Source organism: Rhizobium sp. BK456, assembly GCF_014194045.1.
GTDB lineage: Bacteria > Pseudomonadota > Alphaproteobacteria > Rhizobiales > Rhizobiaceae > Rhizobium > Rhizobium redzepovicii.
In genome coordinates this window covers 439,282-453,643 of record NZ_JACIAO010000002.1, presented here as the reverse complement: position 1 = coordinate 453,643, position 14,362 = coordinate 439,282, and the positions used below count along the sequence as shown (strand labels likewise).

The window sequence follows — 14,362 nt, the reverse complement described above, 5'->3', positions numbered from 1 at the left end:
GATCATGGCCGCACCGATGCCCGTTGCGCTGATCGACGATGACAAGGACCTGCGCCGCGCCACCGCCCAGACGCTGGAACTCGCCGGATTTTCCGTCTCGGCCTATGAGGGAGCGAAGGCCGCGCTGGCCGAGCTGTCCGCGGATTTTGCCGGCCCGGTCGTCACCGATATCCGCATGCCTGAGATCGACGGATTGCAGTTGTTCGCCATGCTCAAGGGCATCGACGCCGACCTGCCGGTGATCCTGATGACCGGTCATGGCGATATTCCAATGGCCGTTCAGGCGATCCAGGACGGCGCCTATGATTTCATCGCCAAGCCGTTTGCGGCCGACCGCCTCGTCCAGAGCGTGCGTCGCGCCGGCGAGAAGCGGCGGCTCATCCTGGAGAACCGCATGCTGCGCAAGGCGGCCGAAGATGCGCAGGAGAATTCGCCGCTGATCGGCCAGACGCCCGTCATGGAAAATCTGCGGAAGATCCTTCGCCACATCGCCGATACCGATGTCGACGTGCTCGTTGCCGGCGAGACCGGCAGCGGCAAGGAAGTCGTCGCCCAAATCCTGCATCAGTGGAGCCACCGCCGGAAGGGCAATTTCGTGGCGCTGAACTGCGGCGCGCTCCCCGAAACCGTCATCGAAAGCGAGCTGTTCGGCCACGAGGCCGGCGCCTTTACCGGCGCCCAGAAACGCCGCACCGGCCGCATCGAACATGCAAGCGGCGGCACGCTTTTCCTCGACGAGATCGAGAGCATGCCGGTCGCCACCCAGGTCAAGATGCTGCGGGTGCTGGAGATGCGCGAAATCACTCCGCTCGGCACCAATGAAGTACGCTCGGTCGATCTGCGCGTCGTCGCAGCCGCCAAGATCGATCTCGGCGATCCCGATCTGCGCGGCGATTTTCGCGAGGACCTCTATTACAGGCTGAATGTGGTGACGATCTCCATTCCGCCGCTGAGGGAGCGCCGCGACGATATTCCGCTGCTGTTTTCTCATTTCGCCGCGCGCGCCGCCGAGCGCTTCCGCAGAGAGGTGCCGGAGCTGTCGCCCGAGATGCGCCGCCACTTTGCCTCGCACGCATGGCCGGGCAATGTCCGCGAGCTCTCGCATTATGCTGAGCGTGTGGTGCTGGGCGTCGAAGGCGGCGCAGCCGCACCGGTCCCTGCTCAGCCGACCGGCGGCGGCACCCTGCCCGAACGGCTGGAACGCTACGAGGCGGAGATTATCCGCGACGCGCTCACGGCCAATGACGGCGACGTACGCAGCACCATCGAGGCGCTCGGCATACCGAGAAAGACGTTTTACGACAAGCTCCAGCGCCACGGGATCAACCGCGGTGGCTATACTGCGCGCAAATAGACTGTTTCAGACTTCCACCAGTCCCAGCTTCTTCACCTGTCGGATCGTCAGCATGGTGCGCACGGTATCGACATGTTCGTTCGCCGTCAGCACCTCGATGACGAAATCCTGGAAGTGGGTGAGATTCTCCGCCACGCAATGCAGCAGGAAATCGCTGTCGCCGGAGACCATCCAGGCCTGGCGCACCAGCGGCCATTCGGCGGTGGCGGCGGCGAAGGACTTGAGATTGCCTTCCGACTGATGCTTGAGGCCGACCATGCAGAAAGCGACGAGGTCGAAGCCGAGCCTCGGGCTGTTCAACATTGCATGGTAGCCCTCGATGATGCCCGCTTCCTCGAGCTTGCGCACCCGGCGCAGGCATGGCGGTGCCGAGATGCCGACGCGATCGGCCAGCTCCACATTGGTCATGCGGCCGTCGGCCTGCAATTCCCGGAGGATCTTAATATCGATGACGTCGAGCTCGGCGCGACCCACATCATGGCCTTTCTTTAATTCTCCGCGGGGAGCTTCTATATAAAGCCGCGGAATACGCAAGAATGTTTCACGCCGATGACGGATTCTTGCACATCCGCCCGATTTGCCTTGTTGGTAACGCAAGGCTGCCCTTGAATAAAAGCATTGGACGTTCATAAATGGCGCAGGGACCGCGAAACGGCCGCAATCGCCACTTAGCCGCCGCCCTCCTGCCAGTCGAAAGGAAATGACATGCCCGCCCGCCACACCAAGGTGCTCATCATCGGTTCCGGACCCGCAGGCTATACTGCCGCGGTCTATGCCGCGCGCGCCATGCTGAAGCCGGTCTTGATCGCCGGTCTCGAACAGGGCGGCCAGCTGATGATCACCACCGATGTGGAGAATTATCCGGGCTTTGCCGATCCGATCCAAGGTCCCTGGCTGATGGAACAGATGCTGCAGCAGGCAAAACATGTCGGCGCCGAGATCGTCAACGATCTGGTCACCGAAGTCGACATGAACCAGCGCCCCTTCGTCGCCCGCACCGACAGCGGGCAGGTCTGGACCGCCGATACACTGATCATCGCCACCGGCGCCAAGGCCAAGTGGCTCGGCATCGAGAGCGAGCAGCATTTCCAGGGCTTCGGCGTTTCGGCCTGCGCCACCTGCGACGGATTCTTCTATCGCAACAAGGATGTGATTGTGGTCGGCGGCGGCAACAGCGCCGTCGAGGAAGCACTCTATCTCTCCAACATCGCCAAGTCGGTGACACTGGTCCACCGCCGCGACTTCTTCCGGGCCGAGAAGATCCTGCAGGAACGCTTGTTCTCCAAGGAGAACGTCAAGGTGCTGTGGAACACCGAAGTGGCCGAAATCACCGGCACGCCGGCCAAGCCGCCGATGCCGCAATCCGTCTCCGGCGCACGCCTGCGTGACGTCAAAACCGGCGCGATCACCGAGATGGCAGTCGACGGCGTCTTCGTCGCCATCGGCCATGCGCCGGCCACCGAGCTCTTCAAGGACAAATTGAAGCTGAAGGACAACGGCTATCTCTGGACGGCGCCGGACTCGACCGCGACCAGCCTGGAGGGGGTCTATGCCGCCGGCGACGTGACCGACGACACCTTCCGTCAGGCAATCACTGCCGCCGGTCTTGGATGCATGGCAGCGCTTGAAGCCGAGCGCTATCTGACGGGTCACATGCCCGTCGCCGTAGCCGCGGAGTAAGATCGGCATGAGGGGTGGGGGAATGCCATTGGATTGGGATAAGCTGCGTATTTTTCACGCAGCTGCCGAAGCGGGTTCGTTCACCCATGCGGCGGATAAACTCCATTTGTCCCAGTCCGCCATCAGCCGCCAGGTGAGCGCGCTGGAGCAGGATGTCGGCACCAAGCTGTTTCACCGCCATGCGCGCGGCCTGATCCTGACGGAACAAGGCGAGCTGCTTTATCGCACAGCCCATGACGTGCTGCTGAAGCTCGAAACCGTGAAGATGCAGCTGACGGAAACCAACGAAACCCCGTCCGGCAAGCTGCGCGTCACCACCACGGTCGGCCTCGGCCAAGGCTGGCTGACCGACAAGATCCAGGAATTCCTGCAGCTTTATCCCGATGTGCAGATCCAGCTGATCCTCGACAACGAGGAAGTGGATGTGAACATGCGCCATGCCGACTGCGCGATCCGCCTGCGTCAGCCGCAGCAATCCGACCTCATCCAGCGCAAGCTCTTCACCGTGCACATGCACGTCTATGCCGCTCCCTCCTACATCAACCGCCATGGCGAGCCGCAGAAGATCGAGGATCTCGACAATCACCGCATCATCACCTTCGGCGAGCCGGCGCCGAGCTACCTGCTCGATGTCAACTGGCTTGAGGTCGCCGGCCGCTCGTCGGACAACAAGCGCATCCCGCATCTGCAGATCAACAGCCAGACCTCGATCAAGCGCGCCGCCCTGCTCGGCATCGGCGTCGCCTGCCTGCCGGACTACATCGTCGGCCGCGATCCTGGCCTCATTCAGCTGGCGATCAATGCCGACGTTCCCTCCTTCGACACCTATTTCTGCTATCCCGATGAGATCAAGAACGCCGCCAAGCTGAAGGCTTTCCGCGACTTCATCGTCAGCAAGGCCAGAAACTGGAATTTCTAGAATATCATGGCGAAAAGTGAGAGTGGCATTCAGACGAGATCATGCTCACCTTCTTTGATTTAGATCCGGATGATTTTGGGCCGGATCGGCTTTGTAACATCGGATCTAAGCCAGATTTATGGAATGTTTTCCATACTATGCATTGAACGCATGACTGGCATGCACAAATAAGGGTTGCCGTTTGCCCATTAAACCACCATATCGCACATAGCTGATGCACATGGTGGCTTTTCCTCCCAGTTCCACCGCATTAGCTGTTCCCCTCTGGAGGTTTTTGACCTTCACACTTATAAGGGCCCTGGTTTTCCAGTGGCCCTCTTTTTTTGCCCTTGCCCGCCCAGGAAATGCTGCGTCGCAAAAAAATTGTGCGACGCATAGCAGGCATGCACAAAAAAGCATTGAAACCTGCCCAAGGAAGCACCATATTTCTCTCAGCTGATGCATCTTGTGGTTTCTCTCCCAGTACCACCGCATTAGCTGTTCCCCTCTGGAGGTTTTTGACCTTCACAATTACAAGGGCCCTGGTTTTCCGGTGGCCCTCTTTTTTTGCCCAAATTTTGCTCACTCAATAAAACGCACGGCCTCACGCCTCCGTGATTTGCATATCGACGCCTGACGATCAATGTATCGAACAAAGACGATTTATAGTTCGGCGAACGACGATGGACAAAGACGAGATTATCAAGGCACTCGCCCATCCCACCCGGATGGACATTCTGAGCTGGCTGAAAAATCCCGAGCAGCATTTCCCTTCGCAGGAGCATCCTTTCGAAATGGGTGTCTGTGCCAGCCAGTTCGAACGCTGCGGCCTGTCGCAGTCGACGGTCTCGGCCCATTTGGGAACGCTGCATCGCGCCGGCCTCGTCACCACCAAACGCGTGGGACAGTGGATCTTCTACAAGCGCAACGAAGAAACGATCGCTGCATTCCTCAAGCAGCTGACGCAGGACCTATAAAATGCCCCTCGCCCTTCTCGTCCTTGCCTTGAGCTCGTTTGCTATAGGCACCACCGAATTCGTCATCATGGGTCTTCTGCCCGAGGTCGCCACCGATCTCTCGGTGACGATCCCGCAGGCCGGGTGGCTGGTAACCGGTTATGCACTGGCGGTCGCAATCGGCGCCCCGGTGATGGCTATTGCGACGGCCAAGCTGAAGCGCCGCACCGCCCTGATCGCGCTGATGGCCTTCTTCATCGCCGGCAACCTGCTTTGCGCGCTGGCAAGCGACTACTGGGTGCTGATGATTGCCCGTGTCGTGACCGCGCTTCGCCATGGCGCCTTCTTCGGCATCGGTTCGGTCGTCGCCGCCAGCCTGGTCGCCGAAGACCGCAAGGCCCGCGCCGTCGCCCTGATGTTTACCGGCCTGACGCTCGCCAATGTTCTTGGCGTGCCGCTCGGCACCGCCATCGGCCAGGCTTATGGCTGGCGCGCCACGTTCGGTATCGTCACCGTCATCGGCGTCGTCACCATATCAGGCCTGATCGCCATCCTGCCCAGGGATAAGCAGCAAGAGAACGGCAGTATCCTGCGCGAGATCGCCGCACTCCGGAATGGTGGCCTGTGGCTGGCGCTGTCCACCACCGTCTTCTTCGCCGCCTCGATGTTCGCGCTCTTCACCTATATCGCGCCGCTGCTGCGTGACGTTACCGGCATTTCCCCGGAAGGCGTCACCTGGACACTGTTCCTGATCGGCCTCGGGCTGACCATCGGCAATCTCGTCGGCGGCAAACTGGCCGACTGGCGGCTTGGCGCGACGCTTGCCGGTGTCTTCGCCGCCATCGCCGTTACGTCGATCGCCTTCAGCTATACCAGCCGCTTCTTCATCCCGGCTGAAATCACGCTTTTCCTCTGGGCCTTGGCAAGCTTTGCCGCTGTGCCGGCGCTCCAGGTCGGCGTCGTCGGTTTCGGTAAGGACGCCCCGAACCTGGTTTCAACCATCAATATCGGCGCCTTCAACACCGGTAACGCGCTCGGCGCCTGGGTTGGCGGCCTGGTCATCGATGCCGGCTTCGATCTTACCCGCGTCCCGCTCGCCGCAGCCTTGATGGCCCTGATCGGCCTCGGCGCGACTGGACTCACCTATCTCTCCGCCAGGGGCCGAGCCGCCCTCGCCCCTGCCGAGTGATCCTCCCGCAAAAGAAAGGACCATCATGGCCAAGCTTTTCGAACCCACCAAGGTTGGCGACATTACAGTCAAGAACCGCATCGTCATGGCGCCGCTCACCCGCAACCGCTCGCCGGGCGCCATCCCCAACGACCTCAATGTCGAATATTACCGCCAGCGCGCCACGGCAGGCCTGATCATTACCGAAGCGACCGCGATCACCCATCAGGGCCAGGGCTACGCCGACGTGCCCGGCCTTTACAGCAAAGAGGCTCTCGACGGCTGGAAGCGCGTCACCGACGCCGTTCACGCGGCCGGCGGCAAGATCGTCGTCCAGATGTGGCATGTCGGCCGCATCTCGCACACTACGCTGCAGCCGAATGGCGGCAAACCGGTCTCCTCTACCGACCGGATCGCCAAGGCCAAGACCTACCTGGTCAATGGCGACGGCACCGGCAGCTTTGCCGACACCTCCGAGCCGCGCGCCCTCGATACCGCTGAAATCCCGGGTATCATCGAAGATTACCGCAAGGCCGCGCGTGCGGCGATCAATGCCGGCTTCGACGGCGTCGAGATCCATGGCGCCAACGGCTACCTGCTCGACCAGTTCATCCGCGACGGCGTCAACGACCGCACCGATCAATATGGCGGCTCGATCGAAAACCGCGCCCGTTTGACCTTCGACGTCGTCGATGCCGTCGTCAGTGAAATCGGCGCAGGCCGAACCGCGATCCGCATATCGCCGGTGACACCGTCGGGCGAAAGCTACGATTCCAATCCGCAGGCGACTTTCACCCGTGTCGTCGAGGGGCTGGCCAAATATGATCTGGCCTATATCCATGTGATCGAAGGCCAGACCGGCGGTGATCGCGACTACCGCCAGGGCGACAATCCTTCCTTCGATTACAAGGCGTTGCGCCAGGCTTATGAAACCGCCGGCGGCAAGGCCGACTGGATGGTCAATAACGGTTATGACCGCGATCTAGCGATCGATGCTGTCGAAAGCGGCCGCGTCGACCTCGTCGCCTTCGGCAAGCCCTTCATCGCCAATCCCGATCTCGTCGAACGCTTGGCGAAGAACCTGCCGCTCAACACGCCCGACCAGTCGACCTTCTATGGCGGCACCGCCAGGGGCTATGTCGACTATCCCGCTCTCGAAAAGGTCGCCTGAACCTTTGGAACACACATTGCGAATCCCGCCGAAAGGCGGGATTTTCATTTCCCACGGATCTTTGTAGGGTGTGCCTATGTTCGCTCCCCATCTTGATCGCTGGTCGCTGATATCAGACGGCGAGCCCATCATCACCCATTCAAGCCGTCTGCTGCCGGTCCTCTGGCAGGAGAAGCCTGCCATGCTGAAAGTGGCCGCCGATGTCGACGAACGATACGGCGCGCTGTTGATGCAATGGTGGGATGGCGACGGCGCAGCCCATGTCTACGCTCATGAGGGCGACGCGGTACTCCTGGAACGGGCGATGGGGGAACGCTCGCTGCTTGCCATGGCGATGAACGGCGAGGACGACGAGGCAAGCCGCATCCTCTGCCGAACGGCCGCAAGGCTGCATGCGCCGCGCGAAAAACCGCTTCCCGATCCCATCCCCCTCAGCCGCTGGTTCCGCGATCTCGAGCCGGCGGCAGGCAAACATGGCGGCACGCTGGCCGAATGCTCGGCGATTGCCAATGCGCTGCTTGCCGATCCGCGCGACCTCACCGTCCTCCACGGCGACATTCACCACGACAATATCCTCGATTTCGAGGCGCGCGGCTGGCTGGCGATCGATCCGAAGCGACTGCATGGCGAGCGCGGCTTCGATTTCGCCAACATCTTCGCCAACGAGGAACTGCCGACCATTACCGATCCGGCTCGCTTCCGCCGCCAGCTCGCCATCGTCTCGGCGGAGGCTCGGATCGAGCCGAAGCGGCTGCTGCAGTGGATCGCCGCCTATTCCGGCCTTTCCGCCGCCTGGTTCCTCGGCGATCCGAACATTGAGCAGGCCGAGACGGCGTTGAAGGTCGCCCGGATTGCGCTGGCAGAACTCGAGGCTTAACCCGCACTCTCGGACGAAGGTGCGATCAAGGCCGCCGCCATCTCACGATGCGGTTCAGGCAGGCAGCCGAGCGCCACGAGCGAAGCTCTGACGGCCTCGTCGATCGGCGTCTGCGGTTCCTTGCCGAGTTCGGCAGTGAGCTTGGTGTTGCTCATCCTCAGCGGCACCTTCCAGAGATACCGCATCTCCTTGATCTCCCGCAGCATCGGAGCGAACGGCGCGGCGAGCGGCACGATCCACCAGGGAAAACGGGCGATCCTGGCTTTGCCGCCTGCGACACGCTTGATCGCTTCGGCCATCTGCATACCGTCTGCATCCCAGAACCCCTCCATATGATAGACGGCAAAGGGGGGCAACCGATCGGCGCGCTCGATGAGCAGGGCCATGGTTTCCGCCATATCGGGCAGATAGGCCCACTGATGGCCGATGCCGCGCTGCCCCGGATTCTTGATCGTGCCGACGGGTTTACCCGGCGTGACCAGGCCCGATGAAAACCAGCTGTTTCCAGTCGTGCCCGGGCCGAAGAAATCCCCTGCCCTGACGATGATCGCTCCAACACCAGCTTCACATGCCGCTTCCAGCCGCTTCTCCATCTCGACGCGGATTGCCCCCTTCTTCGTCAGCGGATGCTGCGGGCTTTCCTCTGTCGGCGCCGGCAGGGCGTCCGGCCCGAAATTGTAGACGTTTCCAGGCAGTACAATGCGGGCGCCGACGGTGCGGGCAGCAGCGATGGTATTGTCCATCATCGGCAGCACCAGCGTTCCCCAATTGCGATAGCCGGGCGGATTGACGGCGTGGACAATCATGCTGACGCCTTCGGCCGCCCTCAGGACGTCACCAGCATTGATCGCATCGCCCTGCACCCATTCGAAAGCCGGCTCGCGCCTCGACACCTTGGCGGCGTCACGGTTAAGCGCCCGGATGCGCCAGCCGCGCGCAAGCAGCTTGCGGGCAACCGCGCTGCCGATACCGCCGGTGGCGCCGAGAACGAGGGCCGTCTTCTTCATTTCGCTGCTCATGACAATCATCTCCTTCGCTTGAATGGAGGGATTATGCCATCGGCCCCAAGTAAACAAAATTGACGAAATAAATGCAGCTGCTATACAAAAATATATGAACATAGAACCGAGCTGGGATTTCTACCGCACCTTCCTGACCGTGCTCCAGCAAGGGTCGCTTTCGGCCGCCGCCCGCGAGTTGGGGCTGACGCAGCCGACCATAGGCCGCCATATTGACGCATTGGAAACGGAAATCGGCGCCGAACTCTTCACCCGATCCCCGAACGGGCTGCTGCCGACCGACGCCGCATTGGCGCTGAAGCCCTATGCCGAGACGCTGGCGGCAACCACTGCCGCGCTTTTGCGCACAGCATCCGGTGAGCGCGAGCGCGTCGCCGGAACCGTCAGGGTCAGCGCCAGCGAGGTCATCGCCGTCGAAGTACTGCCTGGGATTCTCGGCCCGCTGCAGGACGCTTATCCCGAACTCCAGATCGAGCTGTCGGCTTCCGATGCGATTGAGGATCTGGTGAGCCGCGAGGCCGATATTGCCGTGCGCATGGCCGAGCCGCAGCAGGGTGCGCTCGTCGTGCGTCGCATCGGCGATATCCCGCTCGGTTTCCACGCCCATCGCCGCTACCTCGAACGACACGGCATTCCGCAAACCCTGGCCGACCTCGCAAACCACCGGCTCATCGGCTTCGACCGCCAGACGGCCTATGTCCGCCTGGTAACAAAACGCTATGAGGTGCCGGGCATCGACTTCTCCTACAGGACCGACAGCAATCTTGCCCAGCTTTCGGCGATCCGCGCCGGCGTCGGCATCGGTCTCTGCCAGATTGGGCTCGTACGTGACAATCCCGATCTGGTGCACCTCCTGCCCGATGCGTTCAAGATCCCGCTCGGCACCTGGGTGGCGATGCATGAGAGCCTGAAGACCTCGCCGCGCTGCCGCGCCACCTTCGACGCACTGGTCAAGGGGCTTCAGGATTATCACCGATATTCGACCGGCACATAACCTGGAAATCCGGAATCGATTTTTGGAGAGAATCATGCGCACATTTCAACGCAAGAGAGCACCCGAAATCTGCCTTGTCGGACGCGCGGCGCTGTAAGCGGAAGAAAATGATGAGCCACGATCCGGTTGAACTCGTGCCCTACGATCCGCAATGGCCGCAGGCGTTCCGGCGCATCCGTGACAGGTTGCTAGTCTTGCTGCCGCAGGCGCTCTCCATCGATCACATCGGCAGCACCTCCATATCGGGCATGACCGCCAAGCCGCTGATCGATATCGACATCGTTCTTCCCAGCCTCGGGCATATCGAGGCTGCCACCGATGTGCTTCTGGCCGAAGGTTACGAACCGCGCGGCAATCGTTATGACGACGAGGTCTGGGCGTTTTTATCGAAAGGTTTGGTGCCGCGGGAGCGGGTCTACCTTTGTCCAGCCGGCAATGGCACGCATCGAAACAGGCTAGCTTTCCGGGATCATCTCATTGCGCATCCCGAGGCTGCGGCCGAATATGCCGCGCTCAAACGCAGGCTGGCGGGCGAATTCAGGATGGATGGGGACGGCTATACCGCGCATAAGCGCGAATTCGTCGACGCAATCGTCGCGCGGGCATTGGCGGACGATCGCTGACTTCAAAAGCCTTGCGAGGCCCCGGCCCCGCGGTCCTTCCACTGACCGTCTACCACCTCGGTTTCCGGCCGGTCACCGCCTTCGGCATATTCCTCATGCCACTTGCCATTCTCGTCCTGCCAACTGATCTCGGCGGAATCGCCGCCGACCTGCTGTTCGGCCGCGACGATGCGCGCAGCTTCGAGCGCCTCGGCATGAGTCGGGAATGCCTCGGAATAAACGCCTCCGAGCCTGTAAGCCCAACCGCCGTCATGCGGCACGACTTCGTAGACCACCTTGATCATGCATCCGTCTCCTCATCTTCTTGTTGCGCATTCGCACGCTTCCGGACAGGATCCGGATCATCGCGGCCGCTTGACAAGAATTCGAGGACGCCGCGATCTGCTTTCCGGCCCCGATGACGTTCAGTATTCCATTAAACGCCGAAGACTGCAAATGGCCCCAGACTGCGGCTTTCTTGATATGCGAAATCAGTGACTTAGATAAAACGCGTGAATCGGGACAGGAGCTGAGACTTGGCGATTGCGTCACGCTTAAAAGAAGAGAAGTTTCTGGTCGCCGCAATTGCCGTTGCAGCGATCGCCTATCTCTTGGAACACGCGGTGATCGAGATGGGACGCGGCGTCGCGTTGATTGCCGCCGCCGCCCTAGTCGGCACCATCGTTCTCGCCTCGATCCGCGTTGCCCATCATGCCGAACTGCTCGCCATCAAGGTCGGCGACCCCTATGGCACGATGATCCTGACACTGTCGGCTGTTGCCGTGGAGGTCATCATCCTCGCCATCATGATGAGCGGAGAGAGTTCGCCGACACTGGTGCGCGACACGATCTATTCCGCCCTGATGCTCGATATCAACGGCATTCTGGGTCTCGCCGCCCTGCTCGGCGGCCTAAAGCACGGAGAACAGCCCTACAACGACAATTCGGGCAAGACCTACGGCGTGATGATCCTCACCGCCATGGGCATCTCGATGATAGTGCCGGAATTCGTGCCCCGCGACAAATGGCACTATTATTCCGCCTTCACCATCGTCGCGATGATTGCGCTCTACGGCCTCTTCCTGCGCATGCAGGTCGGCCAGCACAGCTATTTCTTCAGCTACAGCTACCCGCGCTCCGAACGGAAGAAAGGGGCTTCGGATGCGCACGGCGCTGACGAACCGGCCGCGATATCGATCGCCACCATTCTCGTCGGCGTCGTCATCATCGGCCTGCTGGCCGAGTTCATGTCGGCCTTGATGACCGAGGGTTTGCGCGACAGCGGCGCGCCGATCGCCGTCACCGCCGTCGTCGTCGCCGCGATTTCAGCGGCCCCCGAGATCCTGACCGCCTTGAGGGCGGCGCTCAGAAACCGCATGCAGGCGACGGTCAACATCGCCATGGGCGCCTCGCTTTCGACCGTGATCCTGACGGTGCCGGTCATGGAGGCGATCGCGCTCTATACCGGCCAGCCCTTCATCATGGCGATGACCCCGGTGCAGACGGTGATGGTGACGATCACGCTGATTGCCGCAGCGATCAACCTCAATGACGGCGAGACCAACGCCATCGAAGGCATGACGCACTTCATCCTCTTTGCCACCTTCGTCATGCTGACGGCACTGGGGCTTTGAGACAGCGGTCACGCGCTCGGCAGGTCACGCCCGTCGGCGAGGTCCTGTGTCGGTCAATCCTTAGATTTTTCCAGGAAGCGCTCTTTACGGGTTTTCGGTTTGAAGCGCCGGAAGAAGTTTTCGACGGCGCGGATGGATTTGGTGACGGACATCAGCCTGTCGATCTGGCTGTTCGCATTGTGGAGCCGCTCGGACAGGACTTCGGCCGCCGTCATCGCGATTTCGACCGGCGGCACCTGCGGAAAACGTTTGGCGAGCGCCGCATAGGGGCTGGCATCGACGCCGTCCATCATCGAGATCGTGCCCATCCTGGCAAAGAGACGCAGGAAGATTTGCTCGAACGTCCAATCGTGTACGTCGAAGACCTTCCACTTCTCGCTTCTCTTTGCCGAAAAGCCGGCAAGCAGGATCTTGCCCGGCAGCTGCAGATCGGCGAGCCAGAGCGCCATCGCAAAGCCGCTCGTCGCGATCTTGCCTGCCGGATAGAGATCTCCAATCATTTGCGTCAGATCGAGGTGGCGGGCGCGAGTGCCGTTGAAGCGGCTCTCCTCGCTGAAGTTCTCCTCGGGGGAAACGCGGATGTTGACCACACCCAGAAAATCATCGCCGGCAAAGAAGCGCAAGACATCCGCCACCTCGCGCCGGTGAACGATATTGGCGCCCATCACACCGCTGCGGGCGACCAGCACCGCATGTCCGGCGAAGGGTTCGTCGAGCACCTTGTAGACGTTGTTGAAGAAGACGTAGAGCGTCGTCTCCGGCAGCTCGCTTCGCAGCCGCTCCAAATCGACAGCCTCGCTGTTTGCCACCAGCACGATGTGGGAATAGCGCGACAGCAGCGCCTTCCACGCGTCCGGCGTCAGGAAATTGAAGCCGCTATCGGCGGCGGCTAGCCTCTGCGTATCACTGGGGATCGATTCCATATCGGCTCACATGCACTTTCCAAGGACGCGCCTTGCTAGCTGTTGCTGAAATAGGCGCGCATCCGTGCAAGCCGCGCCAGCCCGCCGATCTGCTTTCCCATATGCGAGACGAATCCGCCGATCCGGCCCGCAGCCGACGGCTGCCTGCAGAAGGACGCCCAGGGCGTGTTGCGGAGATCCTCGACATACTGCCTGGCCATCCGCCGATGCACCCAGGGAACGGTCGCCTGCCACGGTTTCTTGCGGCCGGTAAAGTGAAAGATGGCCGGCCGATCGACGAAAGGCAAAAGCCCCGTCTGCGTGTTCCAGCGCGGATCGAGCACCAGCCAGTCGCCGTCGAAACTGACGTTCAGCGCATCCTGGTCGTTGTTTTCGAACAGATGCGACCGCTCCTCGAAGATCTCCCGGGTTCTGGCGAAAAGCCCCTTCGCGCGGCAGGCCGACCAGTCAAACAGCAATACGCCGGCATTGAAATAGCGTCCGCCCTCGCCCATACCGATCTTGCGCTGCCGTGCGCCGGCTTTCTCTGGGAAGGCCATGACATAATCGTCGACCGCGGCAAGCGCCTTGCCTCGGAGATCCCTGGTAAAGAGTTCGTCGACGGGCGCCACCGCGAGCACGTCGGCATCAAGGTAAAGCAGGCGCTCGATATGATCGGGAATATGCAGATCCATGTAGAGCCGCGCCAGTGTCGCGCCCGACCAGCGGCCCCGGGCCTGCTTTGCCGTATCCGGGGTATTATAGGGCAGCACAGTGATCGCCATGTCGTGCAACTGCGCGAAATTACCGACCTCGGCGATCTCGTTCGGATTGAGGTCGATACCGAGAAGCAGGAACTCCACGCCAGGAGCGTCGAGATTGCGCTTGACCGAAAGCAGCGTGCAGCAGGCAGCCGGCAGCATGTTGACATCCGAACAGACGATCACCGCACTCTGCTGCAAAATCCCGGCCCCCCGAAGCGGCAACTTAAACTTGATGCCGGATATCTAGTGGGTTTGGCGGCCGCCCGCAACCGCAGATCACCGGCCGAACCGTCGCTCCTCGTCACGTTTTGAATCGGAATTCAACGACTTGCGAGGCAAAGCG

The 14,362-nt window shown here is 61.3% G+C and carries 15 protein-coding genes; 10 read left to right on the top strand and 5 right to left on the bottom strand.

Translation table 11 applies throughout. From position 1 onward, the window contains the following. Window positions 1-4 precede the first annotated feature (4 nt). A complete protein-coding gene (locus tag FHX03_RS08470) occupies window positions 5-1,354 on the top strand; it encodes a sigma-54-dependent transcriptional regulator (protein ID WP_097626778.1) in 1,350 nt (449 codons plus the stop codon). 6 nt (window positions 1,355-1,360) lie between these two features. Here the strand turns inward: FHX03_RS08470 and FHX03_RS08465 are convergent, their stop codons facing one another. After that, the gene (locus tag FHX03_RS08465) at window positions 1,361-1,828 is read right to left on the bottom strand and encodes an Lrp/AsnC family transcriptional regulator (RefSeq protein WP_003593144.1); all 468 of its coding nucleotides are present in this window, start codon (window positions 1,826-1,828) and stop codon (window positions 1,361-1,363) included. A 231-nt stretch (window positions 1,829-2,059) separates the two neighbouring features. Here FHX03_RS08465 and trxB point away from each other — a divergent pair, with 231 nt between their 5' ends. The 6 genes from trxB (at window position 2,060) to FHX03_RS08435 (ending at window position 8,104) form a co-directional block, all read left to right on the top strand. Next, window positions 2,060-3,034 (top strand): thioredoxin-disulfide reductase, encoded by a 975-nt coding sequence (trxB, locus tag FHX03_RS08460; RefSeq protein ID WP_183777607.1) that lies wholly within the window; start codon window positions 2,060-2,062, stop codon window positions 3,032-3,034. A 22-nt stretch (window positions 3,035-3,056) separates the two neighbouring features. Continuing rightward, entirely contained in the window at window positions 3,057-3,953 is an 897-nt protein-coding gene (locus tag FHX03_RS08455) for a LysR family transcriptional regulator VtlR (protein WP_003593139.1), read from the top strand. Between the two features lie 662 nt (window positions 3,954-4,615). Continuing rightward, window positions 4,616-4,909 (top strand): ArsR/SmtB family transcription factor, encoded by a 294-nt coding sequence (locus FHX03_RS08450; protein WP_097626774.1) that lies wholly within the window; start codon window positions 4,616-4,618, stop codon window positions 4,907-4,909. Between the two features lies 1 nt (window position 4,910). Beyond that, on the top strand, window positions 4,911-6,077 hold the full coding sequence (locus tag FHX03_RS08445) for an MFS transporter (protein ID WP_183853280.1): 1,167 nt from the start codon (window positions 4,911-4,913) through the stop codon (window positions 6,075-6,077). Between the two features lie 25 nt (window positions 6,078-6,102). Further along, window positions 6,103-7,227, top strand: coding sequence for an alkene reductase (locus FHX03_RS08440; RefSeq protein ID WP_097626770.1), 1,125 nt, complete (start codon window positions 6,103-6,105; stop codon window positions 7,225-7,227). A gap of 76 nt (window positions 7,228-7,303) precedes the next feature. Continuing rightward, window positions 7,304-8,104, top strand: a complete 801-nt coding sequence (locus tag FHX03_RS08435) for an aminoglycoside phosphotransferase family protein (protein ID WP_097626768.1) — start codon at window positions 7,304-7,306, stop codon at window positions 8,102-8,104. On the opposite strand, the gene FHX03_RS08430 is transcribed toward FHX03_RS08435, so the two are convergent. Beyond that, window positions 8,101-9,123 carry an NAD-dependent epimerase/dehydratase family protein gene (locus tag FHX03_RS08430; RefSeq protein ID WP_183777606.1) on the bottom strand — a complete coding sequence of 341 codons (1,023 nt, stop codon included), beginning with the start codon at window positions 9,121-9,123 and terminating at the stop codon, window positions 8,101-8,103. The two genes, FHX03_RS08435 and FHX03_RS08430, sit on opposite strands and share 4 nt — an antisense overlap. 94 nt (window positions 9,124-9,217) lie before the next feature. Between FHX03_RS08430 and FHX03_RS08425 the strand changes: the two genes are divergently transcribed. After that, on the top strand, window positions 9,218-10,117 hold the full coding sequence (locus FHX03_RS08425) for a LysR family transcriptional regulator (protein WP_183777605.1): 900 nt from the start codon (window positions 9,218-9,220) through the stop codon (window positions 10,115-10,117). Between the two features lie 107 nt (window positions 10,118-10,224). After that, on the top strand, window positions 10,225-10,740 hold the full coding sequence (locus FHX03_RS08420; RefSeq protein ID WP_183777604.1) for a GrpB family protein: 516 nt from the start codon (window positions 10,225-10,227) through the stop codon (window positions 10,738-10,740). A 2-nt stretch (window positions 10,741-10,742) separates the two neighbouring features. On the opposite strand, the gene FHX03_RS08415 is transcribed toward FHX03_RS08420, so the two are convergent. Then, the gene (locus FHX03_RS08415) at window positions 10,743-11,024 is read right to left on the bottom strand and encodes a DUF2188 domain-containing protein (RefSeq protein WP_097626760.1); all 282 of its coding nucleotides are present in this window, start codon (window positions 11,022-11,024) and stop codon (window positions 10,743-10,745) included. Window positions 11,025-11,255: 231 nt separating this feature from the next. On the opposite strand from FHX03_RS08415, the gene FHX03_RS08410 reads away from it, so the two are divergent. Next, window positions 11,256-12,353, top strand: coding sequence for a calcium:proton antiporter (locus tag FHX03_RS08410; RefSeq protein WP_183777603.1), 1,098 nt, complete (start codon window positions 11,256-11,258; stop codon window positions 12,351-12,353). Between the two features lie 53 nt (window positions 12,354-12,406). Here FHX03_RS08410 and FHX03_RS08405 read toward each other — a convergent pair whose 3' ends face one another. After that, window positions 12,407-13,276, bottom strand: coding sequence for a 3-deoxy-manno-octulosonate cytidylyltransferase (locus FHX03_RS08405; RefSeq protein ID WP_183853278.1), 870 nt, complete (start codon window positions 13,274-13,276; stop codon window positions 12,407-12,409). A gap of 35 nt (window positions 13,277-13,311) precedes the next feature. Then, window positions 13,312-14,217: a glycosyltransferase family 8 protein gene (locus FHX03_RS08400; protein ID WP_183853275.1), complete on the bottom strand. Its 906-nt coding sequence runs from the start codon at window positions 14,215-14,217 to the stop codon at window positions 13,312-13,314. Between the last annotated feature and the right edge of the window lie 145 nt (window positions 14,218-14,362).

What these genes read in the sequence shown, in the direction of transcription:
- FHX03_RS08470 (WP_097626778.1), top strand. Translation starts at nt 5, where the DNA reads ATGGCCGCACCGATGCCCGTTGCGCTGATCGACGATGACAAGGACCTG.
- trxB (WP_183777607.1), top strand. Translation starts at nt 2,060, where the DNA reads ATGCCCGCCCGCCACACCAAGGTGCTCATCATCGGTTCCGGACCCGCA.
- FHX03_RS08455 (WP_003593139.1), top strand. Translation starts at nt 3,057, where the DNA reads ATGCCATTGGATTGGGATAAGCTGCGTATTTTTCACGCAGCTGCCGAA.
- FHX03_RS08450 (WP_097626774.1), top strand. Translation starts at nt 4,616, where the DNA reads ATGGACAAAGACGAGATTATCAAGGCACTCGCCCATCCCACCCGGATG.
- FHX03_RS08445 (WP_183853280.1), top strand. Translation starts at nt 4,911, where the DNA reads ATGCCCCTCGCCCTTCTCGTCCTTGCCTTGAGCTCGTTTGCTATAGGC.
- FHX03_RS08440 (WP_097626770.1), top strand. Translation starts at nt 6,103, where the DNA reads ATGGCCAAGCTTTTCGAACCCACCAAGGTTGGCGACATTACAGTCAAG.
- FHX03_RS08435 (WP_097626768.1), top strand. Translation starts at nt 7,304, where the DNA reads ATGTTCGCTCCCCATCTTGATCGCTGGTCGCTGATATCAGACGGCGAG.
- FHX03_RS08430 (WP_183777606.1), bottom strand. Translation starts at nt 9,123, where the DNA reads ATGAGCAGCGAAATGAAGAAGACGGCCCTCGTTCTCGGCGCCACCGGC.
- FHX03_RS08425 (WP_183777605.1), top strand. Translation starts at nt 9,218, where the DNA reads ATGAACATAGAACCGAGCTGGGATTTCTACCGCACCTTCCTGACCGTG.
- FHX03_RS08420 (WP_183777604.1), top strand. Translation starts at nt 10,225, where the DNA reads ATGATGAGCCACGATCCGGTTGAACTCGTGCCCTACGATCCGCAATGG.
- FHX03_RS08415 (WP_097626760.1), bottom strand. Translation starts at nt 11,024, where the DNA reads ATGATCAAGGTGGTCTACGAAGTCGTGCCGCATGACGGCGGTTGGGCT.
- FHX03_RS08405 (WP_183853278.1), bottom strand. Translation starts at nt 13,276, where the DNA reads ATGGAATCGATCCCCAGTGATACGCAGAGGCTAGCCGCCGCCGATAGC.